Source organism: Microbacterium sp. MPR-TSA4 (assembly GCF_058792815.1).
Window position 1 is genome coordinate 12,893 of sequence record NZ_JBXAFF010000022.1, and the last position, 24,185, is coordinate 37,077.

The 24,185-nt window shown below is 67.1% G+C and carries 24 protein-coding genes; 8 read left to right on the forward strand and 16 right to left on the reverse strand.

Translation table 11 applies throughout. The annotated features are described in order from the left end of the window. Positions 1–22: 22 nt before the first annotated feature. On the forward strand, positions 23–478 hold the full coding sequence (locus tag AC1Q49_RS10350) for a MarR family winged helix-turn-helix transcriptional regulator (RefSeq protein ID WP_492492018.1): 456 nt from the start codon (positions 23–25) through the stop codon (positions 476–478). 19 nt (positions 479–497) lie between these two features. On the opposite strand, the gene AC1Q49_RS10355 is transcribed toward AC1Q49_RS10350, so the two are convergent. Then, entirely contained in the window at positions 498–1,169 is a 672-nt protein-coding gene (locus tag AC1Q49_RS10355) for a TetR/AcrR family transcriptional regulator (RefSeq protein ID WP_492492020.1), read from the reverse strand. Between the two features lie 114 nt (positions 1,170–1,283). On the opposite strand from AC1Q49_RS10355, the gene AC1Q49_RS10360 reads away from it, so the two are divergent. Further along, on the forward strand, positions 1,284–2,306 hold the full coding sequence (locus AC1Q49_RS10360) for an NAD(P)-dependent alcohol dehydrogenase (RefSeq protein ID WP_492492022.1): 1,023 nt from the start codon (positions 1,284–1,286) through the stop codon (positions 2,304–2,306). Between the two features lie 43 nt (positions 2,307–2,349). Continuing rightward, positions 2,350–2,814 carry a DUF6326 family protein gene (locus AC1Q49_RS10365; RefSeq protein ID WP_060961153.1) on the forward strand — a complete coding sequence of 155 codons (465 nt, stop codon included), beginning with the start codon at positions 2,350–2,352 and terminating at the stop codon, positions 2,812–2,814. Between the two features lie 24 nt (positions 2,815–2,838). On the opposite strand, the gene AC1Q49_RS10370 is transcribed toward AC1Q49_RS10365, so the two are convergent. Continuing rightward, positions 2,839–3,111 carry a hypothetical protein gene (locus tag AC1Q49_RS10370; RefSeq protein ID WP_255266107.1) on the reverse strand — a complete coding sequence of 91 codons (273 nt, stop codon included), beginning with the start codon at positions 3,109–3,111 and terminating at the stop codon, positions 2,839–2,841. 69 nt (positions 3,112–3,180) lie between these two features. Here AC1Q49_RS10370 and AC1Q49_RS10375 point away from each other — a divergent pair, with 69 nt between their 5' ends. Beyond that, positions 3,181–3,582: a DoxX family protein gene (locus tag AC1Q49_RS10375; RefSeq protein ID WP_492492025.1), complete on the forward strand. Its 402-nt coding sequence runs from the start codon at positions 3,181–3,183 to the stop codon at positions 3,580–3,582. Here the strand turns inward: AC1Q49_RS10375 and AC1Q49_RS10380 are convergent. The 6 genes from AC1Q49_RS10380 to AC1Q49_RS10405 all read right to left on the reverse strand — a co-directional run bounded on the left by AC1Q49_RS10380 (position 3,574) and on the right by AC1Q49_RS10405 (position 11,475). Further along, complete coding sequence (locus tag AC1Q49_RS10380; RefSeq protein ID WP_492492027.1) at positions 3,574–3,729, reverse strand: hypothetical protein; 156 nt, start codon at positions 3,727–3,729, stop codon at positions 3,574–3,576. The genes AC1Q49_RS10375 and AC1Q49_RS10380 overlap by 9 nt on opposite strands. 134 nt (positions 3,730–3,863) lie before the next feature. Then, positions 3,864–5,159, reverse strand: coding sequence for an MFS transporter (locus AC1Q49_RS10385; protein ID WP_492492029.1), 1,296 nt, complete (start codon positions 5,157–5,159; stop codon positions 3,864–3,866). After that, positions 5,152–6,264, reverse strand: a complete 1,113-nt coding sequence (locus tag AC1Q49_RS10390; protein ID WP_492492031.1) for a cytochrome P450 — start codon at positions 6,262–6,264, stop codon at positions 5,152–5,154. Before AC1Q49_RS10390 ends, AC1Q49_RS10385 begins: the two co-directional genes overlap by 8 nt. A 1,474-nt stretch (positions 6,265–7,738) precedes the next feature. Beyond that, a complete protein-coding gene (locus AC1Q49_RS10395; protein ID WP_045246910.1) occupies positions 7,739–8,914 on the reverse strand; it encodes a thiolase family protein in 1,176 nt (391 codons plus the stop codon). 29 nt (positions 8,915–8,943) lie between these two features. After that, positions 8,944–10,146, reverse strand: coding sequence for an acyl-CoA dehydrogenase family protein (locus AC1Q49_RS10400; RefSeq protein WP_492492034.1), 1,203 nt, complete (start codon positions 10,144–10,146; stop codon positions 8,944–8,946). Positions 10,147–10,149: 3 nt separating this feature from the next. After that, the gene (locus tag AC1Q49_RS10405; RefSeq protein ID WP_492492036.1) at positions 10,150–11,475 is read right to left on the reverse strand and encodes a CaiB/BaiF CoA transferase family protein; all 1,326 of its coding nucleotides are present in this window, start codon (positions 11,473–11,475) and stop codon (positions 10,150–10,152) included. A 152-nt stretch (positions 11,476–11,627) separates the two neighbouring features. Between AC1Q49_RS10405 and AC1Q49_RS10410 the strand changes: the two genes are divergently transcribed. The 3 genes from AC1Q49_RS10410 to AC1Q49_RS10420 all read left to right on the forward strand — a co-directional run bounded on the left by AC1Q49_RS10410 (position 11,628) and on the right by AC1Q49_RS10420 (position 14,545). Then, the gene (locus tag AC1Q49_RS10410; RefSeq protein WP_045246912.1) at positions 11,628–12,383 is read left to right on the forward strand and encodes an SDR family NAD(P)-dependent oxidoreductase; all 756 of its coding nucleotides are present in this window, start codon (positions 11,628–11,630) and stop codon (positions 12,381–12,383) included. Positions 12,384–12,405: 22 nt separating this feature from the next. Continuing rightward, entirely contained in the window at positions 12,406–13,383 is a 978-nt protein-coding gene (locus AC1Q49_RS10415) for a LysR family transcriptional regulator (RefSeq protein WP_245610948.1), read from the forward strand. Positions 13,384–13,531: 148 nt separating this feature from the next. After that, positions 13,532–14,545 (forward strand): alcohol dehydrogenase, encoded by a 1,014-nt coding sequence (locus AC1Q49_RS10420; RefSeq protein WP_245610949.1) that lies wholly within the window; start codon positions 13,532–13,534, stop codon positions 14,543–14,545. A gap of 28 nt (positions 14,546–14,573) precedes the next feature. On the opposite strand, the gene AC1Q49_RS10425 is transcribed toward AC1Q49_RS10420, so the two are convergent. Both AC1Q49_RS10425 and AC1Q49_RS10430 read right to left on the reverse strand, forming a co-directional pair. Continuing rightward, the gene (locus tag AC1Q49_RS10425) at positions 14,574–15,422 is read right to left on the reverse strand and encodes a 3-hydroxyacyl-CoA dehydrogenase family protein (RefSeq protein ID WP_005054991.1); all 849 of its coding nucleotides are present in this window, start codon (positions 15,420–15,422) and stop codon (positions 14,574–14,576) included. Then, positions 15,419–16,171 carry an enoyl-CoA hydratase/isomerase family protein gene (locus AC1Q49_RS10430; RefSeq protein WP_234001595.1) on the reverse strand — a complete coding sequence of 251 codons (753 nt, stop codon included), beginning with the start codon at positions 16,169–16,171 and terminating at the stop codon, positions 15,419–15,421. The genes AC1Q49_RS10425 and AC1Q49_RS10430 overlap by 4 nt, the downstream gene beginning before the upstream one ends. 212 nt (positions 16,172–16,383) lie before the next feature. Between AC1Q49_RS10430 and AC1Q49_RS10435 the strand changes: the two genes are divergently transcribed. Continuing rightward, on the forward strand, positions 16,384–17,754 hold the full coding sequence (locus AC1Q49_RS10435) for an NAD-dependent succinate-semialdehyde dehydrogenase (protein ID WP_492492039.1): 1,371 nt from the start codon (positions 16,384–16,386) through the stop codon (positions 17,752–17,754). Between the two features lie 82 nt (positions 17,755–17,836). Here AC1Q49_RS10435 and AC1Q49_RS10440 read toward each other — a convergent pair whose 3' ends face one another. The 6 genes from AC1Q49_RS10440 to AC1Q49_RS10465 all read right to left on the reverse strand — a co-directional run bounded on the left by AC1Q49_RS10440 (position 17,837) and on the right by AC1Q49_RS10465 (position 24,087). Continuing rightward, positions 17,837–19,552, reverse strand: a complete 1,716-nt coding sequence (locus tag AC1Q49_RS10440; RefSeq protein ID WP_492492041.1) for a sigma-54-dependent Fis family transcriptional regulator — start codon at positions 19,550–19,552, stop codon at positions 17,837–17,839. A 69-nt stretch (positions 19,553–19,621) separates the two neighbouring features. Continuing rightward, the gene (locus tag AC1Q49_RS10445) at positions 19,622–20,077 is read right to left on the reverse strand and encodes an acyl-CoA thioesterase (RefSeq protein ID WP_295034524.1); all 456 of its coding nucleotides are present in this window, start codon (positions 20,075–20,077) and stop codon (positions 19,622–19,624) included. Between the two features lie 50 nt (positions 20,078–20,127). Next, on the reverse strand, positions 20,128–21,741 hold the full coding sequence (locus AC1Q49_RS10450) for a flavin-containing monooxygenase (RefSeq protein ID WP_045246916.1): 1,614 nt from the start codon (positions 21,739–21,741) through the stop codon (positions 20,128–20,130). Positions 21,742–21,782: 41 nt separating this feature from the next. Beyond that, positions 21,783–22,694, reverse strand: a complete 912-nt coding sequence (locus AC1Q49_RS10455; protein WP_045246917.1) for an alpha/beta hydrolase — start codon at positions 22,692–22,694, stop codon at positions 21,783–21,785. A gap of 490 nt (positions 22,695–23,184) precedes the next feature. Next, positions 23,185–23,877, reverse strand: coding sequence for an acyl-CoA dehydrogenase family protein (locus tag AC1Q49_RS10460; protein ID WP_048809239.1), 693 nt, complete (start codon positions 23,875–23,877; stop codon positions 23,185–23,187). Between the two features lie 21 nt (positions 23,878–23,898). Further along, positions 23,899–24,087 carry an acyl-CoA dehydrogenase family protein gene (locus AC1Q49_RS10465; RefSeq protein WP_245610952.1) on the reverse strand — a complete coding sequence of 63 codons (189 nt, stop codon included), beginning with the start codon at positions 24,085–24,087 and terminating at the stop codon, positions 23,899–23,901. Positions 24,088–24,185 lie beyond the last annotated feature (98 nt).

Genomic DNA, 24,185 nt, shown 5'->3' on the forward strand with positions numbered 1-24,185 from the left:
ACGGCGGAGGTAAGCTGTCCGAGTGACGTCGGGGCCGGATGCCATGTGGGGTGATTTCGCCGAGCTCGTGCTCCGCGTGGCCCGCGAGCTCGATCCGCACGGCGTCTCAGCCGGGCCGGACGTCGTCGCGCTCACCGGCACGGAGATCCTCGCGATGCGCTGGATCGACGGGCATCCGGGAACATCCCCCAGCGCCACCGCCGTTGCCACGGGGCTGCGGCGCAGCAACCTGAGCACCGCGCTGCGGGAGCTCGAGCGCAAGGGGATGATCGAACGGCGCGGCGCGCCGGACGACGGCCGGCAGGTGCAGCTGTTCCCGACCGACCTGGCCATCGAGAACATCGGACGACTGCGCGCGTGGTGGTCGCAGAGCCTGGCGCGCGCGCTGTCGGCGGATGTCGACGAACGCGAGCTCGACGCCGCGATGCGCCTCCTCACGCGCATCGACGACGGAATGCACCCGCCGACGCAGCCCTGAGGCCGACGCTTTCGCGTCGTCAGGGCTTCGGGCGGAGCGCCTCGAGGGCGGCGAGCACGAGATCGAGGCCGAAGAGGAACTCCTGGGACGGGTCGTACCCGATCGCCAGGAGGTGCGCACCGGACTCGTGCAGCGAGGGATACAGCTCCGCCGGCGCCTGCGGCAGATACACCTCCTCGGTCATGTCGGCGAGCTCCTCGGCCGTGCCGAACGGCAGGCTCGCCTCCTGCAGCGCGTAGCCGTAGACATGACTGCTGAGCAGCCAGTTCGCGTGGGTCGCCATCTCGACCGAGAACCCGGCGCGGCGCAGGCACGCGGTCACGGCCTCGCGGTGACGGAGGTTCGCCGGCCCGGGCGACGTGCGCGACTCCATCAGACTGATCGCCCACGGATGCCGGGCGAGCACCTCGTGCGCAGAGACCGACTCGGCGCGCATCGCGACCGTCCAGTCGACATCGAGGGAGGGCAGCGCGATCTCGTCGAAGACGACATCGATCATCGCGTCGAGCAGCTCCTCCTTGTTCGCGACGTAGTGATACAGCGACATGGCGCCGGCGTCGAGCGCGGCGGCGAGTGCGCGCATGCTGAGTCGCTCCACCCCCTCGCGGTCGGCGATGCGCATCGCCTCGGCGACGACGCGCTCCTTGCTGAGACCGGCGCCGACAGGCGTGGGCGGGCGTCGTCGCGCCATCGATCGGGCTCCTCATCGCGTCGAAGGACTTGACAATCGTACAGCGTACGTCCGATAGTACGGTGTACGACGTACGGTGTACGAATCCGCCGCTCACGACCACCAGGAGATCTCATGACCACCCCCGCCTCGCCGGATCCGTCGGCTGCCGTGACCTCTCCGGGGCGGATGCAGGCGCTCGTGCAGGAGCGATACGGGACGCCGGAGGTGCTGTCGCTCGGGGCCGTCGAGGTCCCGTCGCCCGGCCGGCGGGAGGTGCTCGTCGAGGTCGGCGCCGCATCCGTGCACCCGGGGGACTACTTCGTGATGACGGGCCGGCCGCGCCTGGTGCGACTGGCGTTCGGGCTGCGGCGGCCTCGCCGGCGCAGCCCGGGTATGGACCTGGCCGGCATCGTCCGAGCGGTGGGTGCGGAGGTGACCTCGGTGCACGTCGGAGACCGGGTGTTCGGGTGGACGACGACGGGCGCGCTCGCGGAGTACGCCACCGTCCGCGAGGATCATCTCGCGCCGGTTCCCGCGGGCGTCTCCGCGGCAGACGCAGCCGCGGTCCCGACATCGGGGATGACGGCGCTGCAGGCGCTGCGCGACGTGGCGCGGTTGACGGCCGGGCAGACGGTGCTGATCACCGGGGCCTCCGGCGGCGTGGGGTCGTTCGCGGTGCAGATCGCGAAAGCGCTCGGCGCCGAGGTCACGGCCGTCTGCAGTGGGCGCAACGCCGAGCTCGTCCGCCGCCTCGGCGCCGATCACGTCATCGACTACGAGACGACCGACGTGACCGACGGGAGCACGCGGTTCGACGTGATCCTCGACAGCGTGGAGGCGCAGCCGCTCGCGGCGATGCGACGGATCCTCACCCCGACCGGAACGCTCATCCCGAACAGCGGTCGCGGCGGCGCCTGGATCGGGCCTCTCGGTCGCATCGCCCGCGCGCGTCTGCTGTCCGCGCTGACGCGCCAGCGACTGCGGCCGTTCACCTCCCTCGGCCGCCGTGACGATCTGGTCGCGCTCGCGGAGATGCTCGCGAGCGGCGAGATCACGCCGGTCGTCGATCGGAGCTACGCACTGACGGATGCCGCCGACGCCCTCCGCCGGGTCGCGACCGGGCACACGCGCGGCAAGCTCGTCGTCATCCCGTGACGCGGCATCCCTGGACCACACCCACCACAGCCAAGGAGAACCCATGTGCACCACGCTCAAGACCCGCGCCGCACTCGACGTCGCATCGATCCCCACACCGGTGAAGCTCGCCGCCGCCTGGACCAGCTTCATGTTCCTGTACGTCTACGTCGACGTCTTGAACTTCTACAAACCGCATGTCGTCGCCGGCATCCTCGACGGGATGGTCTGGCAGTTCGAGGTGAACCCGCCGCTGCTGACGGGGATGCTCGCCTCGGTGATGGTCCCGGCGGTGATGATCGTACTGTCGGTGACCCTCCCGCCGCGGGCGAACCGCATCGTGAACGTCGTAGTGGCGTCGCTGTACGTGCCGTACTCGGCGTTCAACATCGCCGGATCGACTGCCGAGTGGCTACCGTTCTACGTGCTGTCCATCGGGGCGGAGCTGGCGCTACTGGTGTTCATCGTGCAGCGCGCGTGGACCTCAGTTTCTCGCCGCGAAGCGCTCGTGCTCCGCACCGATCGGTGATTCCGGACGCCGCGGACATGACCCTCATCGCCAGGTGGCGGTGTCGGGATCGATGTCCGCGGCGCCCGGGCTCTCGTCGATCGCGCGGCTCAGCCAGCGGGCTGGCCCCGGGCGCACCGCGGCTTGAATGCCGTGATCCTGCTCACCGATCATGCCTGCGTGATCGTCGTCGAGGTCGTGCAGCTGGGCGATGGGCTGCGCGAGTTGCGAACCCTGCACCCGCAGCTGGCGCAGTCGGCGGCCCAGGCGACGGCGAGGTGCCGGTCGGGCTCGCTCCAGGATTGAGGGGGAGAGCATCTGCCTACGCGGCCAACGGAGGTGTTCGCGCGGCGGCCCCGCGCGTCGGCGGGCGGGGAGAATGGCGTGATGACACGTCGCGCGAAGAAGCCCACGGCCACCATCCCCTGGATCGTGATGGTGCCGTTCGCGGTGTCGGGCGTCATCCATCTCGTGCGGCCGGGCGTGTTCACTCCGATCATCCCGCGCGTGCTGCGCCGGTGGGATCGGCCGCTGGTGATCGTCTCGGGCCTCGCCGAGCTGGCGTGCGCGGTGGGGCTGATCGTGCCGTCGACGCGCGTCGCCGCCGGGCGAGCGAGTGCGGTGGTGCTCGCCGCCGTCTGGCCCGCGAACATGCAGATGAGCGTGGACCTCGGCCGCCGGGCAGCGCGCCGACGCACGCCGAAGGCATGGGCCGCGTTCGCCGTATCGCTGGTGCGGCTGCCGCTTCAGGTCACGTTGATCCGACGGGCGCTCGGGAACTCACACTGAGCAACGCTGGAGGGTGACCCACTCCTCGTCGCGGAGGTAGCCCAGCGCGCCGTTCGCGCGGATGATCGCCTCGTTGTCCGCCGAGCCGCCGGTGCGGAACCGGGTGAATCCTTCGCCCGCGAGAGCAAGGAGGGAGGCAGCCTTCACCGCCGTGGTGATACTGGTCCAGGGGCGGATGCTGCGTCGAGATGCCGGCGGCCGCTGCCAGCACGCCCAGCTTGGAATCCCCCGGCATCCCACGGCGGGCATGCCCGCAGGGCTCGACGTGAAGTGGCGGGTTCCTACGAGGCTGAGCGTGTTGAGTCTTCGGTCGCGGCATCCTCCGCAGGTATGGCCCCGCCTTCCTGCGGCGCGCGGACGTCGGGGAGCGCCAGCGTCGGGATCACGGCCAGCACGGAGATTCCGACCCAGATCCACAGCGTCGAGACCGCTCCAATCGCCGTGCCCGTGAAGCCTCCGAGCAAGCTGGCGATGGGAACCACCCCCATCCCCGCGAACCCGAGAAAGCTCATCTGCCGAGCGATCAGCGATCGCGGCGTGAGACGGGACGTCAGCGAGTAGGAGTTCACGTTGTAAACGACGACGAGGACCGCGTAGAGCATTCCCTGTGCGGCCACGGCCACGTAGGCGAAGCGCCCGAATCCTGCGATCAAGGGCAAGATCGCCACGACGGGCACCATCGCGATGGTGACGGTTCGAAACGCGACGCGTTCGCCGAGCGACTTGTTGATGATCGGACCGATGAGCGTCCCTGCGAGACCGCCGATACCGATGCACATCAGTACCACCCCGATCTCGGGTGCTGACATCTCCAGCGTGCGGACGTAGTAGATCGTCTCCACCGCCGACCCCATGGCAAGTCCGAAGTTGATCAGCGCCGTGCTGATCACGATGAGTCGGACGGGCCTGTTGCCCAGACTGAATCGCAGTCCGGTACCGAGTGCGCGGTAGTAGGGCTCCGCGCGCTCATCGACCCGCTCCGGCAACCCTCGCAGTCTGAAAGCCAGAATGGAGGAGAGCACCCGAGCGACCGACGAGATCAGCAAGACGAAGGGGGCGGCGACCCATCGCAGCACCTGCCCCACGACGAAGGGTGCGACGATGTCGATCGCCGTGGTTGCGCTCTCTTGACGAGAGTAGGCAAGCGCGACGTTGTCGTCATCGACGATGTCTGGCAAGACGCTTCGACTCGCGATGCTGAACAGCATCCCCGCGAATCCCGAGACGAAGGTGACGAGCAGAAGTTGCCAGTACTCAAGGATCCCCAGCATGAACGCAACCGGAATCCACAGCAAGGCAACGGCGGCGAGCAGCTCAGCGAACCCCATGATCGCGCTCTTGCGCATGCGGTCGACGAGCACACCGACCGGAACACTCAGGACGAGATACGACACGGTCCCCACCGCATTGATCAGTCCGACTTCGAATGCGGATGCCTGCAGAGTGATGACCGCGACGAGATCCAGTCCAATACCCGCGGCGCCAGCCGACACCGCACCGAAAGCGGATGCGCCCAGCAGCCGGCGATAGTTCGCGTTCTTGAGCAAGCCCGGGCGTTCCGAGCGTGTCTTACTCACTAGAAGTCCCTCGTTCCCGTCGGGTGATGCGGATACGTCGACGTGGCGGCGCGAACAGTATGTGCGCGCGGGGCAGGGAGCGACGCGCTCCGATATCGATGATGTAGTCGTCGCGGAGAGTGTCGAGCGCCACACAGAGCACATCCAAGGCGAACTGCCTCGCGGGGCAGAGCATCGCTCCTCTCCCGAACGGAAGAAAGTTCGCCGTCGTCGGCGTACTGGGAGACTCCCATCTGCCCGGGAGAAACTCCAGCGGCTTCTCCCAATGCCGACTGCTTCTGTGCACAGCGGACGTCATCAACACAACGTGGCGATAGCTGCCCTCGGCACCCTCGATCGGTTGTTCTCTAATGAGCTTCCACGCCGCCGGCGCGAGGCGCTGACTCTCGTCGACGATTGTTCGGGCAGCGAACTTGTCGAGTGCTCTAGACCCATCCTTCGCTCTCCGCATGCCGAGCGTAACCGCCCACTCAAGCCCGATCCCGGTGAAGCCAACCATCGAGAGCACCATGCGGGAGTAAACCTCCGGGAGCTCTCGGGGTGAGAGACGTCTGCGAACACGAAGTGCCACATCAATCAGATCGTCATGAGTTCCCGGCGACAGATGCAGAATATGGGGCAACATCCTGGCCCATATGTCACCACTCACGCGCGTGCGTTCCTTCTTCCTGAACCCGCGCACACTGGATCCGACGACCACCCGACGGACGTACTCACGCGTCAGCAGTTGCAGGGCAGGGTCTCGTCGCCCGCAGATCAGCGGAAACAGCATCTCAAGAATGGCCTCGACACCCCACCCTTGCGTCCGGAAGGCGCCAGTAGCGAAGCGGGGCGCAGCGATGGCATCCCGCGCCTCCTGACTGTTCACAAGGCGGATGATGCCTCCCCTGAGATCCTTACGCAGATCTTCCGGAAGCGGATCACGCGCGTACGTGCGGAAGAACGCGGTCTGCGGTCTGAACTCGCGGGGATCGGCAGTGGTGACGTCAGCGATATCGACGGAGTCCAGGACGATCGTGGCGCCGCCGTTTTCAAAGGAAGCCGTGTCGCGCTCGGCAATCCGATCGAGCCGTCTCAGGTCGAGATAGAGGTTCTTCTCACGCATGATTCGCACGAACCGGGGGTCGCCTGAACGACCCCCGAACCGGAAGAACTCAGATCCCGTACTTCTGCGCGTACCCAGAGCGGCGGAGGATGGAGCCTGCGATCAGTCGGCGGCGAATCTTTGTGAGCATCAATAGCCTCATTCGTGTGAAATCGACACCTGCTCAGTTGAACAGATGTCGATCACTCTATCGAATTTCGCAGGCGGCACTTTCCGCTTGCGAAATATCTGGTGATCGCCGCCTGGTGCTGGCACGCACCTCCGACGTAGAGAGCCTCCCGCTACCGTCGTCTGGGAGGTGTTTCCGGCAATAGGCCATCAGTTCCGGAGCCGAACCGCGATGCCATCGATGATGTCGCCCTATCCAGCCTGACTGCAGATCGGGAGGCTGTCCGCGAACGCCTCGTCCGGAGATCTGACCGCCCATCCGACGCTCGCCACCGACGTGCTGCGGAGACTTCTCCTGGCCGACCAGGGCGGCGCGTAGCGGGCTGCGGGGTGCGTCGTCGGACGACGTAACGGAGTGGGCCATAGCCCGCTCGGCATTCGAAAGGTCGGCCTCCGCAACTACCATCCCCGTTCCGTCGCCAGCATCGCGGTCCGGGATGTGCCGAGGTATCCGCAGGAACGGCCGAAGCCCTGCTCCGACTGTGACCTGGCGTCGTCGATCGTGTGCAGGATCTGTCCACCGGCCAGCTGAGTACCCGAACGATGGACAGGTCGTTCGGGCACGGCCCGACGAGTGGGCGCGCACCATCTGGGCTGACCCCTCAGGCGTACATTCGTGGGCAGGAAGCAGTTCGCGTCAGACCATCGACCCGAATGACGCATCCGCGCCGATCACGCTCCCGAATTGCCGCTTGGACATTCGGTCTGCGAAGTAGAAAAGTCAATCCGGAACCTACAACAACTTCCCTTAGGCTCACGCGTACTACTGTAGGTTCCCGCTCGATATGGCGGGGAATGCCGCGATTCCACGGTTGTTGGCAGTAGTCTCGCGGCCAAGATTCCACGAGAAGTGGCGGATTTCCACACCGTCCACGTTCGGAACTCATCAGTCGTCACCCTTCCCTGCGTGCGCCGAATCAGCTGGCAGGCGCGAGCTCCGAATTGGCGAACGGGGCTCGAACTAGTCACCTCGGCCGAGACGTCGATGTCATTTCGGCGCGGAACCTCCACCTACTGTAGGTTCCCGCTCGAGATGGCGGATAACCCCAGGGATTCCACGCTAGTTGGCGGTGGTACCGGACTCAGGATTCCACGGGAAATGGCGGATTCCTACACCGCTCTCTGACGCGCCGACCCTGTCTGGTCAGCGGCCTGTCACGGCGGCGAGAGCGCTGGAGGTCACTGCAGCTGGCCGAGCTCGAGCATCTCACCGTCGAGGAAGAACGTCGGAGGGGAATGCTGAGCCTTCGGTTGACTCTGGGACTGCCAGTGACCTCACCACGAACGGATGCTCGCGGTCTCACTGTCACCGTTCCAGCACGACGGCGAGGCCTTGACCCACGCCGATGCAGATCGCCACGACGGCGACGCCGCCTCCGCGTCGCGCAAGCTCATGCGCGGCATGCCCGAGAATGCGGCCCCCCGAAGCGCCCAGCGGATGGCCGATGGCCAGCGCTCCGCCGTGGATGTTGACCCTCTCAGGATCAAGTTCAGGCCAGCCGGCGACGCATGCGAGCGACTGTGAAGCGAACGCCTCGTTGAGCTCGACCACGTCGACATCGGCCCAGGACCGGCCGGCGCGTGCCAGCGCCTTGTTCGCCGCCTCGATCGGCGCGATCGGGAACAGATGCGGATCGACGCCATGCGCTCCGCGTCCCGCGATCCGCGCGAGTGGCTCGCCGGGCAGCGCACCCTCCGCGGCGATCAGAACGGCGGAAGCGCCGTCGTTGATCGGCGAGGAGTTCCCGGCGGTGACGGTGCCTTCGCCGTCGCGCGCGAACAACGGAGTAAGCCCGGCGAGCTTGTCCACGGAAGTGTCGTCCCGGATGCCCTCGTCGCGTGCCAGGTCGGCTCCTGGCACGTGCACGATCTCGCCATCGTAGACCCCGTCAGCCCACGCTTTAGCTGCCAGCCGGTGAGAGCGCACGGCGAACTCGTCCTGGGCATCTCGGGAGAGTCCCCACTCTCGGGCGATCTTCTCGGCCGATTCTCCATTGGAGATGGTCCACTGCTTCGGCAGCTTCGGGTTGGTCATCCGCCACCCGATGGAGGTGTTCCACAGCGTCTGGTTACCGACCGCCGGCCAAGGCCTCGGCGACTTCTCCACGATGAACGGGGCCCGGCTCATCGACTCCACTCCGCCGGCGAGCACGAGACCGGCGTCGCCGGTCTCGACAGCGCGGGCGGCCTGGATCACCGCTTCCAGCGACGACGAGCAGAGTCGGTTGACGGTCACGCCGGTGACACTGGTGGGGAATCCTGCCAGCAGCGCCCCGAAACGGGCGACGTCGCGGTTGTCCTCTCCTGCTTGGTTCGCATCGCCGAAGATCACGTCATCGATGCGCGCGGGGTCGAGGCCCATGCGCTCGACGGTCGCCTTCATGACGACTGCGGCGAGATCGTCGGGCCGAATGCCGCTGAGCGCGCCACCCGCCCGCCCGAACGGGGTGCGGACAGCATCGTAGACAAAGCTCGCGGTCATGGCGGGCTCCCTTCGTGGTCGGCCGAGGGTCAGACGAACGCTGAGATCCCGGTGATCTGGCGGCCGATGATGAGCGACTGGATGAAGTCGGTTCCCTCATACGTGTGGACGACTTCCATGTCGGTGAGGTGGCGGGCGACGTGGTTCTCCAGAAGGAGTCCGTTGCCGCCGAGCAGGTCACGGGCATCCCGGCAGAGTGCACGCGCGTGCTGGCCCGTGAACATCTTCGCGAGCGAGGCCTGTTCGTTCGTCAGTCGGCCTTCATCCTGCAGGGTGGCTGTGCGGAAGCACAGCAGCTGCATCGCCGTGAGATCGGCGAGCATGTTGGCCAGCTTGTTCTGCACCAGCTGGTAGCTCGCGATGGGCTTGCCGAACTGGACGCGCTCCTGGACGTAGGCCGCTGCCGCCTCGTACGCGGCGAGTGCGTGCCCGAGCGCCTCCCACGCGACGGTGCTGCGGGTGCGGTTGAGGATCGCGGAGACGTCCCGAAAGGAGCTCGACTTCGCGAGCTTGTTCCCGGCAGGGATCCTCAGTCCGGAGATCTCGATGTGCGCCTGCTGGATCGCGCGCTTAGCGATCTTCCCGGTGATCGCCTCGGCCTCATATCCGTCGGGGTATCCTCCATCTGCATTCTTCTCAAGGACGAATGCCTTCACCTTCGAGTCTGCGGTGTCGCGTGCCCAGATGATGACGATGTCGGCGACATGGCCGAGTCCGATCCACCGCTTGGCACCGTCTATGACATACGCGTTCCCGTCGCGGCGGGCAGTGGTCTCCAGGGCGACGGAGTCGGAGCCGTGATCGGGCTCGGTCAGCGCGAACGCGCCGAGCTTGCGGAGGGCTGCCATTTCGGGCAGCCAGCGCTGCTTCTGCTCGTCGTCGCCGAGCAGTGCGATGCTGCCCATCGCAAGTCCCGAGTGCACGGCATTGAGCGTGTTCACACTCCCGTCTCCACGGGACAGTTCCATCGCGACGAGGCCGGTCTGCAGTCGGGTCAGTCCCGGGCAGCCGTAGCCCTGGATCGCGGTGCCCACGATTCCCAGCTCGCCCAGTGCGGGGAGGATCTGGTAGGGGAAGTCCGCTAACTCCCAGTACTCGTTGATAATTGGCAGGACCTCGGAATCCACGAATCCGCGCACACGTGTGATGAGGTTGCGGTCGTCGTCGCCGAGAAGATCACCGATCTGATAGAAGTCCGTGTCCACCGGATGTGCTGTCTTCGTGATCGTCATCTCTCAGTGTCCCTCTTCCCGAATCGCCGGGACGGTAACCCGGTCGCCGACGTGGTGTTCATCGCCTTCCGCGTCTTGCAGCCACCGTCGGACCGCCTCGCCATCCTGGTCGAGTGCAGGAGGCGCGGTGCGGTAACTCGCGGGGGTGCGGGAGAACGTGATCGGGTTGCGAATGGTGGGCACCGCCTGGTCGTCGGTGCCGGCCGGAACGCTCGGGTCCAGCCCGATCTTGGCGGCGAACTCGACGCCTCCGCGAACATCCAGGACCGGCGCGCATGGGACCTGCAACGGGCTGAGGATGTCGAACCATTCCCATGCGGTCTTGGACGCCAGCCGTGCTGTCAGCAACGGGCGCAGGGCGTCTCGGTGCGCGCTGCGGTCCGCATTGGACGCGAAGCGGGTGTCTGCGGCCAGCTGCGGCAGCCCGATGGTGTCGCAGAACGTGGCGAACTGCGCGTCGTTGCCGATCGCGAGCACCAGTTCCCCGTCACGGGTGGGGAACGGTGCGTAGGGGTAGACGCTGGGGTGGTCGTTGGCCATCCGGGTCGGAGACTGCCCGCTCAGCAGGAACCCACCGGTCTGGTTGACCATGCCCGACAGTGCGGAGGACAGCAGGTTCAGTTCGACGTGCTGTCCCTCTCCCGAGCGCTGTCGGTGGTAAAGGGCGGAGGTGATCGCGATGCAGGTGTGCAATCCGGTGATCACATCGAACACCGCAACGCCCGCGCGGAATCCTTCCGTGTTCGGCGCGCCGGTCACGCTCATCAGTCCGGACAGCGCCTGTGCGAGCAGGTCGTAGCCGGCGAGCCCTGCGCCTCCCGCGGTGCCGAAGCCGGTGATCGACGCGTAGATCACATTGGGGTTCTCCCGCTTGACGGACTCGTAGTCCAGGCCGAATCGCCGGAGCCCGCCGGGTTTGAAGTTCTCTGTGACCACATCGGCTCGGGCCGCGAGACGCTGTGCGAGGACAAGGTCATCGGGGTTGCGGAAGTCCAGCACCACAGACTGCTTGTTCCTGTTGATGGAGAGGAAGTAGGTCGACTCGCCTCGGTACTCCGGTGGCCGGTAGCTGCGTGTCTCATCCCCCAGCGGGCTCTCCACCTTGATGACCGTCGCGCCGAGGTCCGCGAGCAGCATCGTGCAGTAAGGGCCGGCAAGTACCCGGCCGAAATCGGCGACTAGGAGGCCGTCGAAAGGGCCGCCGGGAACGTCCTGCACCGTCCGGTCATCCGGGAGCGAGCTCTTCATCATCGGGAACACCTCAGTCGTCGTCATGTCCATCCAGACTCCCAGCAGCCGTTTATGTCCGTCCAATACCTGATCGGACACGTATTGATGCTGTGATCTCATGAAACGAGGGGCTGTTCCAGAACGGCACACTCGAGACTCCCGTTTGGACATCACCCTGGGGAGCGTCGAGGCGACGGGGCCGGCAGCGGCCTGCGCCTGGGCGTGATCAGCAATGAGGCTAAGGAGAACCCATGGGTAGCAGGCTTGCAGGCAAGGTCGCGATCGTCACCGGCGCGGCGAACGGGATGGGGCGCGCGCATGTGCGCCGCCTCGCCCAGGAAGGGGCGAGCGTCCTCGCCACCGACGTCGACTCCGCCGGGCTCGAGCAGACCGTCGCCGAAGCGAACCGTGACGGCGGGACGGTCGTGGGGCTGGAGCAGGACGTCGCGATCGCGGCGAGGTGGGACGAGATCGTGGTAGAAGCCGAGCAGCGTTTCGGTCGGCTCGACATCCTGGTCAACAACGCGGGGGTGCTCATCCTCAAGCCCGTCGAGGCGACCACAGAGGAGGAGTGGGACCTCATCTTCCGCATCAATGCCAAGGGTGTCTTCCTCGGCACGAAGGCCGCGGTGCCTGCTCTGGTCCGCGCAGGCGGCGGATCGATCGTGAACATCTCGTCCATCTACGGCATCGTCGGCGCACCGAGCGCCGCCGCGTATGAGGCGTCAAAGGGCGCCGTCCGGCTGCTGACCAAGGCCAGCGCGGTGGACCTGGCCAAGTACGGCATCCGGGTGAACTCTGTGCATCCCGGTGTCATCGCCACCCCCATGACCACGGGGCTGCTGGCGACGCCGGAGTCGACGAAGGCGGTGCTGTCCACGACGATCCTCGACCGGCCCGGCCAGCCCGAGGAAGTCTCGAACGTCGTACTCTTCCTCGCCTCGGACGAGGCTTCCTTCGTCACCGGCGCCGAGTATGTCGTGGACGGCGGCTACACCGCGCAGTGATCCCGGTCGGCCGGGGTCTGTTGTGTCGACCCCGGCCGATTCATCCAGTCATGCGCGCCAATCCACCTTCGATCGGTACGGGATCTGCAATAATCCCTGGATGGATCTGCAGCAGCTGCGCGCCTTCCTCGCCGTCGCCGAGGAACTGCACTTCGGCCGGGCAGCCGAGCGCCTGCATATGGCGCAGCCACCGATCAGCCGCGGCATCCAGCAGCTGGAGCGGGAGTTGGGTGCGCGGCTGTTCGAGCGGAGCACCCGCAAGGTAACGCTGACCTCGGTGGGCGAGGCCCTCGTCGCACCCGCTCAGGAGGTCCTGGACGCGCTTGATCGGGTGAGCAGGGTCGCCCGCGCAGCCGGGACGGGCGAGATCGGTCACGTCCGTCTGGCGTACGCGGGTGCGTCCTCCAACGTGATGGTCGGATTGCTCGCCCGCGCGGTCAACCAGAACCACCCGGGCATTCACCTCGAGCTGCTCAGCCAGCATTTCGCGCAACCCGCGATGCAGCTGCTGACCCGTGGGGACATCGACATCGCCCTCGGCAGGTGGGACCACATTCCCGCCGCCGTGCGCACCCGCGTGATCGCTGTCGAGGAACTCGTCATCGCCGTCCCGGAGACCCACCGTCTAGCCGACGCCGGTGCCGTGTCGATCGCGCAGTTCGAGGGCGAGCCGTTCGTGTCGCTCCAACCGCAGACCGGAACGTTGCTGCTGGAGCGACTGCGACAGATGAGCAGAGCCGCTGGGTTCAACGCCGATGTCGTCCAGCACGCACCTGACTCGTGGACGCTGATGTCCCTCGTCTCCGCCGAGATCGGCTGCTCATTGACCCTGTCCTCGGTGATCGACAGCATCGCCGACCCGCACTTGCGCTTCCTGCGCCTGACCGACGACGTCGCACCTGTCGAGCTGCGGATGGCGTGGCTGCGCGACAGCGACGACCGTGCCCTGCACGCCGTGCTCCGATTGTCCGAGTCCGTCCTCCCGACGCCGCAGGGCTAACGGGCGCCAGGTATCAATCCGCCTGCCATTTGGTATTGGAGAGAATCAGAACGAAGTGGAAGCGTGGAGTCCACTGGGCGTACATCAACGGCGAGGACAACCAATGCACGCATTCGCGATCTTCCAAGACGACCACACGGTGACCGATGTGGAACTGCCGACACCAACCCCCGAAGGCACCGAAGTGCTCCTGCGCGTCGTTCGGTCCGGGGTGTGCCACACCGACATGCACCTGCGTGAGGGGTACTACGATCTCGGCAGCCGGGGGCGTCTGAATCTGATCGACCGGGGCGTCACCTACCCGCTTGTCCTCGGCCATGAGGTCGTCGGCGTCGTCGAAGCGGCCGGCCCCGACGCCGACGGGGTCTCGCCGGGTGAGCATCGCCTTGTCTACCCATGGATCGGCGACGGATCCTGCGACGCATGCCAGGCAGGTCACGAGAACCTGTGCCCCTCGCCCCGCAACCTCGGCGTCGCCCGCCACGGCGGGTATGCCGAGTTCATCCTCGTCCCGCACCCCCGTTACCTCCTCGATGTCACCGGGATCGAAGAGCGGTGGGCCGCAACTCTCGCCTGCTCCGGCCTGACCGCCTACAGTGCCGCGCGCAAGGCCCTTCCGGCCACCGCGTCCGATCCGGTCGTGGTGATAGGCGCCGGCGGTGTCGGGTTGATGGCGATCGCCACGCTGCGCGCGCTCGGCCACGAAGCAGTCCTCGCGGTGGACCTGCAGGAGCGCAACCTGGAACTGGCGCGGCAGCTCGGAGCGACCACGACGATCTCCGCCCGCCAGGAAGACCTTGCCGCCGCCATCGTCGCCGGCGCCGGTGGGCCGGTCGCGGCGATCGTGGACTTCGTCAACAACTCCACAACAGCTCCCGCTGCGTTCGCCGCGCTCCGCAAGGGCGGAACGATGGTTCAGGTCGGGCTGTTCGGCGGAGAGCTGGTCATCCCCACCGCGTTGCTCACTCTGAAGATCATCACCATCCGCGGAAGCTTCGTCGGTTCCCTCGGCGAGCTCGAGGAGCTCGTCGGGCTCGCGCGGCGCGGCGCACTCCCGCACCTCCCGATCATCGACGGGGAGTTGTCTGCGACGGCGGTGCAGGATGCGCTGGACCGGCTCGCCGCGGGCGGCGTGCCCGGCCGGATCGTGCTCAGCGCGTGACCGCGCCGGGCGTCCAGCCGGCCACGACTCACGCGTAGTCGAAGAAGCCGCGTCCCGTCTTGCGTCCCAGCTCCCCGGCCGCGACCTTGTCGCGGAGGATCTGCGGCGGGGCGAACCGCTCGCCGAGCGTCTCATAGAGGTATTCGGCGATCCCGAGACGCACGTCCAGCCCGACAAGATCGGAGGTGCGCAACGGACCTGTCGCGTGACGGTATCCCAGCACCATCGCCGTGTCGATGTCCTCAGCGCTGGCCACCCCCTCTTCGAGCATCCGCATCGCTTCCAGCGCGATTGCCGCGCCCAGGCGGGAGCTCGCGAAGCCGGGCGCGTCGTTGACGACGATCGGGGTCTTCCCCAGCGATGTCACCCACTGCTCCGCCCGTTGCCGCAGGTCCGGGTCGGTCGACGGCGTCAGCACGATCTCGACGAGTGACGAGGGCGGCACCGGATTGAAGAAGTGCAGTCCGCACACGCGCTCCGGCCTCGCCAGCTGCGCCGCGAGCCTTGTCACCGACAACGATGAGGTATTCGTGGCCAGCCACGCCGACTCCTCCACGATCCCCTCTGCTCTCTGCATCGCCTCGACCTTGAGTGCGAATGTCTCTGGGACAGCTTCGATCACGAGCTCGGCATTCCGCAGCGCCTCGTAGTCGGCGCTGGCCGCGACGCGGCCGGCGATTGCGTCGACGTCGACCGAGGCATCCCGCTCCGCGGCCTTGCGGATCCCATCGGCCAACCGCGCGGCGGCCGCGCCCGCCGCCGCCGGGTCACGTTCGATCACGGTGACCTGGGCGCCCGCCTGAGCGAACACTTGCGCGATACCGGCGCCCATGCGGCCGCCCCCGATCACGCCGACGGTGGAGGGAACAGTGATCATCGGGTCTCCTGAGAACGGTTGAGGAATCGGGTCATCAGCTGCGTCTTGGCGTCCGACTCGAACAGGATCGCCTGCGCGAGTTCGTCGACAAGGGGGTGGGCGTCCCGCGGCGCAGCGAGCACGCGCTTCGAGACGCGGAGGGCGAGCGGATCCTGGCCCGCGATCCGATCGGCGACTGTGTCCGCCGCAGCCGCCAACTGGTCGGGTGCATGCACCGAGGCCACCAACCCACACCGCAGCGCCTCCTCGGCGTCCAGCCGGCGCCCCGTGAACAGGATCTCCTTGGCCAGCGGCTCCCCCACCAGCTCGGCGAGCCGCCAGGTCGCCCCGGCCGCGGCCAGGATTCCGATCGCCGTCTCGGGGTTGCCGAACACGGCGCGGGTGGACGCGATCCGGATGTCGGCCGCGTACGCGAGTTCCGCACCGCCCCCGATCGCGAACCCGTCGACCGCGGCGATCACCGGCATAGGCAGCCGCGCGATACGGGTGAACAGCCCGGAGTTGATGCCGGCCAGCGCTTCGTCGCGGCCGCGCTCGAGCAGCTGCCGGATGTCTGCGCCAGCCGCGAACACACCCCGTTCGGGCGTGGAGGTTCCGGTGAGAATCAGGATGCGGGGCTCTCGCTCCAGGCTCGTGCATACCGCGTGAAGTTCGTCGACCATGTCGTCGTTGATCGCGTTTCGCACGTCAGGACGGTTCAGTTCGACGTGAAGCCGGTCCGCGCCCTCGCGGAGTATCAGAGTGGTCACCGTCCCAGCCTCCCACCACCGATCAATGCGCGTCCAATACCCGATCCACGTACATCTGATGCGCCATCGTCATCAATCTGGGCCGGGATCAGTATTGGACGAACTCGGCCACGGCGCGACAGGCTGAGTGGGCAGTATCGCGCCAGACGACCGCCGATCTGGGCGGGCGTGGCCCGAGAGCCGCACGACAGCAATGAAGCGAGGAGACCACGATGGGTGCATACCGGACCATCAACCCAGCCACCGGCCAGACGGTCGCCGAGTACCCCGTGATCGGCGATGCGGACGTGGCCGACATCGTCGCCCGCTCGCACACGGCCTACCGCAGGTACCGGGAGCTGCCGCTCGCCGAACGGACGGGGATCCTGGCACGCGCGGCGCAGCTGCACCGGGACCGCATCGATGAACTGAGCGCGCTGCTGACCCTCGAGGTCGGCAAACCCGTCACGCAGGCCCGCGGGGAAGTCGAGCTGGTCGCCTCGATCTACCAGTACTACGCCGACCACGCCGAAGCGTTTCTCACCGACGAGACCCTCGACATCGTCGGCGGAGGGGAAGCGCTCGTCCGCACCGAGCCGATCGGGCCGCTGTTGGGGATCATGCCGTGGAACTTCCCGTACTACCAGGTGGCCCGGTTTGTCGCCCCCAACCTCGCACTGGGCAACACGATCATCCTCAAACACGCCCGCAACTGCCCGCAGTCCGCCCTCGCCATCGAACGCGTGCTCCACGATGCCGGGCTTCCGGCCGACGCGTACATCAACGCGTTCGTAGACAGCCGCCAGATTGCCGGCATCATCGCCGACCCGCGCGTGCAAGGGGTGTCGCTGACCGGCTCCGAGAAGGCGGGCTCGGCTGTCGGCGAGGTGGCCGGCAGGCATATGAAGAAGGTCGTCCTCGAGCTGGGCGGCTCGGACCCGTTCATCGTCCTGGAGGATGCTGACGTCGACGCGGCCGTGGCAGCCGGCGTGCGCGGCCGTATCGCCAACGGCGGCCAGGCGTGCACGGCATCCAAGCGGTTCATCGTCGTGGATGCCGTCTACGACGAGTTCTCCCGGAAGTTCATCGACGCGATCACGAAGATCACCCCCGACGACCCCACGGACCCCGACACGTTCCTCGGCCCGTTGGCGTCCGCGGATGCCGGCAAGGAGCTCGAGGAGCTCGTCGAGGACGCGGTCGCCAAGGGCGCCACCCTGCACATCGCCCCCGGTGCACGCCGAGAGGGCGCCTTCTACCCGCCCAGCGTGCTCACCGGGGTCACCCCGCCGATGCGCGCCTATGAGGAGGAGCTGTTCGGACCGACCGCGGTCGTGTACCGGGTGCCTTCCCCGCAGGCCGCGGTCGCCCTGGCCAACGAATCGCCCTTCGGGCTGTCCAGCAGCGTCTTCACGCAGGACCCTGTGGCGGCCGCGCAGATCGCCCGCGAACTGGAGGTCGGGATGGTGTGGATCAACAGCACCAGCCGCAGCGCACCGGACCTCCCCTTCGGCGGCGTGAAGCGCTCCGGCGTCGGACGCGAGCTCGCCCGGTACGGCATGGACGAGTTCGCGAACAAGAAGCTCATCCGAACCCCCGCCTGATATCCCCGCGTAACGCCTCCGCCGCGCCGAGTACGCAACTGCGAATCCAGGCCTCCCTGGTCGGCAGGCGGGGGCGCTGTTTTCAGGAGATCAGGGTGTTCTGCCCGTCGAGACCGTACGCGCGCAGTTTCCGGTACAGCGTCGTGCGCCCGATACCGAGGATCTCCGCTGCACGCGAACGGTTTCCGTCCGCCTCCCGCAGCGCCGCATCGATCGCCCGGTACTCGGATGCGGCGATGCCGCGCAGCTGGCGGGCACGTGTGCGCATCTCGGCGGGCAGAAGGTCGATGTCCAGGACGGTTCCGACGGGGCGGTACGCCACCATCGCGGCAATCAGAACCCGCAGCTCCGAGGCGCCACCAGGCCAGTCCCACCGGGAAAGCGCCTGCAGCAGAGCAGGGCTCAGTGTCACCGAGTGCTCCTGAGCGAGTCTCACGGCCAGGCCGATGACACGGTCTGGGTCATCGCGCAGCGCTGGGAGGTCGAGTCGCGGCCCTTGGCGGCCCAGGAAACTGAAGACGACGCCAGTCAGGTCGTCTGCGACACAGAACACGACCCGGGCGGACCGGACGGGATCTGCCGCGCCGGCCAATTGCTGCAGGACCGGGAAGTCAGCGTCGGTCAAAGACTCGATGCTGCGGACGACCACCGACGTGCCTGTGCTCAGCGCCTGCGCCGCCGTGGCCACGGCCTCCGGTTCCCGAAGCGCCGGGGCGTCGATGACGACCGGGTCGTGGCGGTCGCGTTCGCGCAGCCAGAGCTGGGCGAGAAGCGTCTTCCCGCTGTCGCGGGGACCGTGGATCGCGATGCACCCGCTGGTGCGGCCGAGCACGTCGAGGTGCGCGGCAAGGCGGGAGAGTCGGGTGGGTTCCGGCGCTGCGGTCGGCTCGTCCTCGGGCAGTTCCACGAGGTAGATGCTCTCGCCTGCCCGATTCACGATGCGGCGGGCAGTGCTCGGCCGATCCGCGAGCAGGACGGATGCGACATCCCCCTGCCACTGGTGAGCCTGCAACTCGTCCCACAGCGTCACGTGCCGCTCGGCCGAGAGCATCGGCAACGCGCCCGTCGAGGCGAGCACGCCTCCTCGACCGATGGCAAGCACGCGGTGGCCGGCGGTGCCGTCCGCGAACCGGGCCAGCAGCGCCTGCAACTCCAGCGGTGCGGTGTTCAGGAGCGCGTCCTGGAGGTCACGAGCGGCCTGCTTCGCGATCGCGAGCATCGCGGGATGGGATGCCCCGACTGGAGAGGCGAGGGCGAGCGAGCCGATGACCCGCTGCGAGAGGGGGTCGTGGATGGGGGCGCCGGCGCAGGCGAGGGTCTGCAGCCGGTCGTTGACGTGCTCGGCGCCGCGCACGAACACTGCGGATCTTTCCTCGATCGCCGTTCCGAGTCCGTTCGTGCCCAGCGCGGACTCCGAGAAGTCGAATCCTTCGGCGGCGGACACCTTGTCGAGCCGTCTCGCGTGGCTCGGGTCGCCTACCTTTCGGGCGAGGATCCGTCCGGATCGGTCGCTGACCAGCAGCGCGACACGCATGTCCGCGAGTGATTCCGCCCATCGCGCCAGGACGGTCTCAGCGGTGTCCTGGAAGCGTCCCGCGGGTTCGGAGAACGGGTGGTAGGCAGGAGTCGCAGTCGGATCGTAGCCGCCACCGGTGGTGATCGAGCGACGCCAACTGCGCTCGATCACCGGGGGGACGTTCAGTGTTCGGGGAGTGAGACCGTGCGCGCCGACGCCAGCTTCGAGAAGGCGTTCACGAGCCTGCCGCACGCTCGCGGCGGAATAGGTGTCGGTGGACATAGCTGGGACCTCGCGTCACTGCAAGTGGTCCCACCCAGTATCCGCCTCCCTATTAGGACCCGCCAATACCTAGTCCGCTGTGGATCTATCCTCTGTGCGCATGAGTCCATGGTGGTGGGGAAGCCGGTCGCGTTCGTAGGTGATGTCGGTGTAGCCGTGAGGTATGGGCTGGCCGTGGTCGTCGAGGCCGACGAAGACGATCTTCTCGATCGTGAGAATGCGGTCACGGGTGATCATGTTGCGCACCTCGGCGCGCATCGTGAGGGAGGTGCGCCCGAACGCGGTGGCGCGCAGTCCCATCTCGATCAGGTCACCTTGTCGTGCGGAGCTGACGAAGTCGATCTCGGATATGTACTTGGTGACCGCCCGAGGGTTTCCGAGCTGGATGATGGCGTAGATCGCGGCCTCTTCATCGATCCAGCGCAGCAGGCTGCCGCCGAACAGGGTGCCGTGCGCGTTCAGGTCCTCGGGACGGACCCAGCGGCGTGATCGGAATGTGACGTCTGCTGACATGTTGTCGCTCATAGGACGACCGTAGGCCGGGAAGCACACTCCCGGCCTACGGTTACCGTCGATCAGGCCGGGATGGGCTGTCCGATGCTGAATCCTTCGAAGTCCTTCGCCTGGATCTCCGAGAGGAGGCCGCGGTAGGCGCCTAGGCCGCCGAGGTAGAACATCACTGCGTGCTTCTTGCCGGGGATGTTCGCCCCGAAGATCCACGAGTCGGTCTTGGGGAACAGCGTGTAGTTCGCGATCGTCGTGCAGGTCTCGGTCCATTCGTCCTCGACCTGCTGCGACACCTCGATGAGCCCGCCTCTCCGCTCCGCCTCGGTCACCAGAGTCGTGATGAACTCGACCTGCGCCTCGATGCTGGGCACCAGGTTGGTGAACGGCCCGTTGGGGCCGAGGATCATGAACATGTTCGGGAATCCGGCCGTCATGATGCCGAGGAAGCTGGTCGGGGCGTCGGCCCAGTGCTCGTCGACGCTCACCCCTCCGCGCCCGCGGATGTCGATGCGGCGGTAGTTGCCGTCGACCGCGTCGAACCCGGTAGCCAGCACGAGCACATCCAGCTCGTGCTCAACACCGTCCGCGGTCTTCACCCCTCGTGGGGTGATCTCAACGATTGGGTTCTCCTTGATCGACACCAGCTTCACGTTGTCCTGGTTGTACACGTCGTAGTAGCCCTGGTTGCACAGGGGCCGCTTCGCATACGGCTGGGTCGGGGTGAGCAATCGCGCCGTCTCCGGGTCCTTGACCGTCTCAGCGATCTTGCGGCGGATGAACGCAGCGGCTGCCTCGTTCGACTCCGGGTTGATAGCGATGTCGTTGAACGTGCCGAACATGAAATAGAATCCGTTGCCTCGGTCCCATGCCGCCTGGAACACGCGCTCCCGCTCGGCCTCGTCGACATCGGTGGCCGCGACGGTGGACTCCTCGAACCCGAAGGCGACGCCGGAGTTTCGGACCTGCTCCCAGATCTCCGGGAACCGGGACTTGTATCCGTCCACCTCCCCCGGGCCGACCGGTCCGTTGCCGGAGGGGACGCTGTACTGCGCCGAGCGCTGGAACACGGTCAGGTGCGACACCTGCTTGGCTGCGGCGACGATGAACTGTGTTCCGGTCGAGCCGGTGCCGATGACGCCCACCCGCTTGCCCTCGATCGACAGGTCGTCCGGCCACTCCGCGGTGTGCACGAGGCGGCCTTCGAACGAGTCGATCCCGGGGATGTCGGGGATGTTGGTTGCTGCGAGCAGTCCCAGCGCCGTCACCACGTATCGGGCCGTGAAGGACTCTCCGGCGGAGGTGCCGACCGTCCAGGTGTTGGTGGCTTCGTCGAAGACGATCGACGTGACTTCGGTGTTCAGCCGGAAGTCCTTGCGGAGGTCGTACCGGTCGACGACGGTCTCAAGGTAGCGGAGGATGTCGGGCTGGTCGATGTACTTTCGCGCCCAGTCCCACTCCTGCAGCAGTTCGTCATCGAACGAGTATCGGTAGAAGGGGCTCTCCGTGTCGGACATGGCGCCGGGATACCGGTTCCAGTACCAGGTGCCTCCGATGCCGGCGCCCTTTTCGAAGCCGCGGACGCGCAGGCCGAGCTTGTCGCGCAGGGTGTGTAGCTGGTAGATGCCGCCGAAACCGGCGCCGACGACGATCGCGTCGAAGTCCGTGGTCTGTGTGGATGTCATGGTGCAACTCCTTCGTTGAATAAGCGGGGGTGTGTTGCAGGTCAGTGGCGAAGCCACTGGCCGATCGCCGCAAGCTCCGCGTCGACGTCCGCGTCGCGGCCAGCCAGGAACGGGTAGACGTGCTGCTGTCCTTCGGCGATATGCAGGGTGACGTCGACGCCGGCGCTCTTGGCGCGCTCGGCCACGCGCGTCGCGTTGTCGACCAGCGACTCGACCGAACCGGCGTTGACGTACAGCGGGGGGAACCCGGTGAAATCCGCGTAGAGCGGGTTCGCGAGCGGCGCCGACGGGCTGGTGGTCTCCCCCAGCACGCCGGCGATCATGCCCTCCAGGAGCGGCACGGAGATCAGCGCGTCGGTCGCATCGTTGGTGACCAGCGTCGCGCCGCGGTTCTCCATGTCCAACCACGGGGAAAACGCGATGACATGCCCGGGCAGCGGCCGCCCCTTCGCCTTCAACGCCAACGGGATGGCGATGGCGAGATTGCCTCCCGCCGAGTCGCCGATGGTGGTGACGTCCTCGGGGTGGACCCCCCGCTCCAGCAGGGCCTCGAACGCCGCGACCCCGTCGTCTACCTGGGCGGGGTGCGGGTGCTCGGGCGCGCGACGGTAGTCCAGCACGAACGCGGTCGCGCCCGCTGCCTTCGCGACGTGCGCGGCGAGCTTCCGGTGGCTGGCCGCAGAGCCGACGGCGAACCCGCCGCCGTGCGTGTAGAGGAGGACCTTGGAGCGATCGGCTCCGGCCGGGAACGCCCAGATGCCGGGCACGCCGCCGACCGTCTCCTCCTTGTACGTGACATCTTCCGGTTCGATGGTCGGCTGGTGCCATTCATCGAAGACGCTGCGGAACAGCCGAATGTCCAGCTCGTGGGTGGCCATGAGCTCGGACCAGTCCAGATACAGGTTGCGCAAAGCGCTCGGGACGACTGCTGTCGCGGTGGATGACGAGGACATCGCATAACTCCTTCGTTGATGCTCGCGGTCGCCTACGGAACGGAGGCGGTGCGCTCGGTGGGTCAAGCCCTACTTTCGGGGAATCATCGGACGGGGCACTGTGCCGATGTGGAACAGTGCCGCGGCTGGGCCGGAGAGGCGAACTGGTCGGGGTGGTTGAGAGCCCACCGGACGCTCGGGCACGCAGCAGAGAATGGCGGACACCGGGTGTCGACCAGGGTGGCACGACGATGACCACGCGCAGGTGGGCCGCAGCGGCGTCCGATTCAGCCTCGACGGATGCTCAGAGCAGGATGCTCAGTGCATGTTGGCCGACCCCGGGGCGCAGCGCGAGGATCAGTGTTTGCAGCGCGGTGGTCAGGCTCATCGTCTGGGCGCGCCCCGATCCCTATCGGCAGCGTGGGATGAGGGGGATAACGCCGGCCGCCATCCCGAGCGTGGTGGCGACCGCCGGGCGGCGGCGTGGCGGGGCTGTGTCTTGGCGGCGTGGTCAGACTGTCCGCTTGGCCGAGCGGATGAGGCCGCCGCCGATGATGAGTCGCTGGATCTCGCTTGTGCCTCCGTGGAGCCGCAGCAGGCGCACATCGCGGTAGATCCGCTCCACAGCAACCTCGCGCATGTATCCGGCTCCGCCGTGCACCTGGACCGCGAGGTCGGCAACTTTCCCGACCATTTCGGTGCAGAACAGTTTCGCGACTGACGGTGCGATACGCTGGTCTTCTCCGGTGACATACAGGCGCGGCGCTTCGCGGACGAGGGCTCGACCTGCCATCACCCCGGTCTGCTGGTCGGCGAGCATCGCCTGCACCAGTTGGAAGTCTCCGATAGGGGTGCCGCCTTGTGTGGCGGTCGCCGCGTACGAGACGGACTCGTCGAGCGCCCGTTGCGCCGACCCGACAGCGAGCGCTTCGATATGGACCCGGCCTCGCGCGAGAGACGTCATCGCGGCGCGATACCCGGTCCTCTCGTCGCCGACGAAAGCTTGGCCCCGAGATGACCAGTCGTCGCCGTCCCGAGTCGCGGTCGTGCGCAGTCCGGCGGGGTCAGAGCCGGCGCCGGGCTCCATGAGCGCGAACGAGGCCACATCGCCCTCAGCGGGGCGAGGCAGCCATTGCTGCTTCTGCACGTCGGTGCCGAACCCGACGAGAACCTGACCGGCGATGCCGTTGTTCGTGCCGAACATGGACGGCACCGCGAGCGAACTTTATCCGAGTTCCATGGCGAGCTCGACGTCCTGCACCAGATCCAGGCCGAGACCACCCCAGTCTTGAGAGATCGCGTCGCCGAACAGTGCCATGTCCGCCGCCTGCTGGCGCAGATCGTCCGGGATGGCGTCGGACGCCATGATCTCGAGCTCCCGGGGCGCGACTCGGTTCCGGACGAAGTCGCGCACGGTAGCCAGGACATCGTCGAAGATATCAGCGGGGACGTCGGAGCTTCCTGCGCCTGTATCTTTGCTCGCAACGACAGGACTGGCGCGGACAAATACTC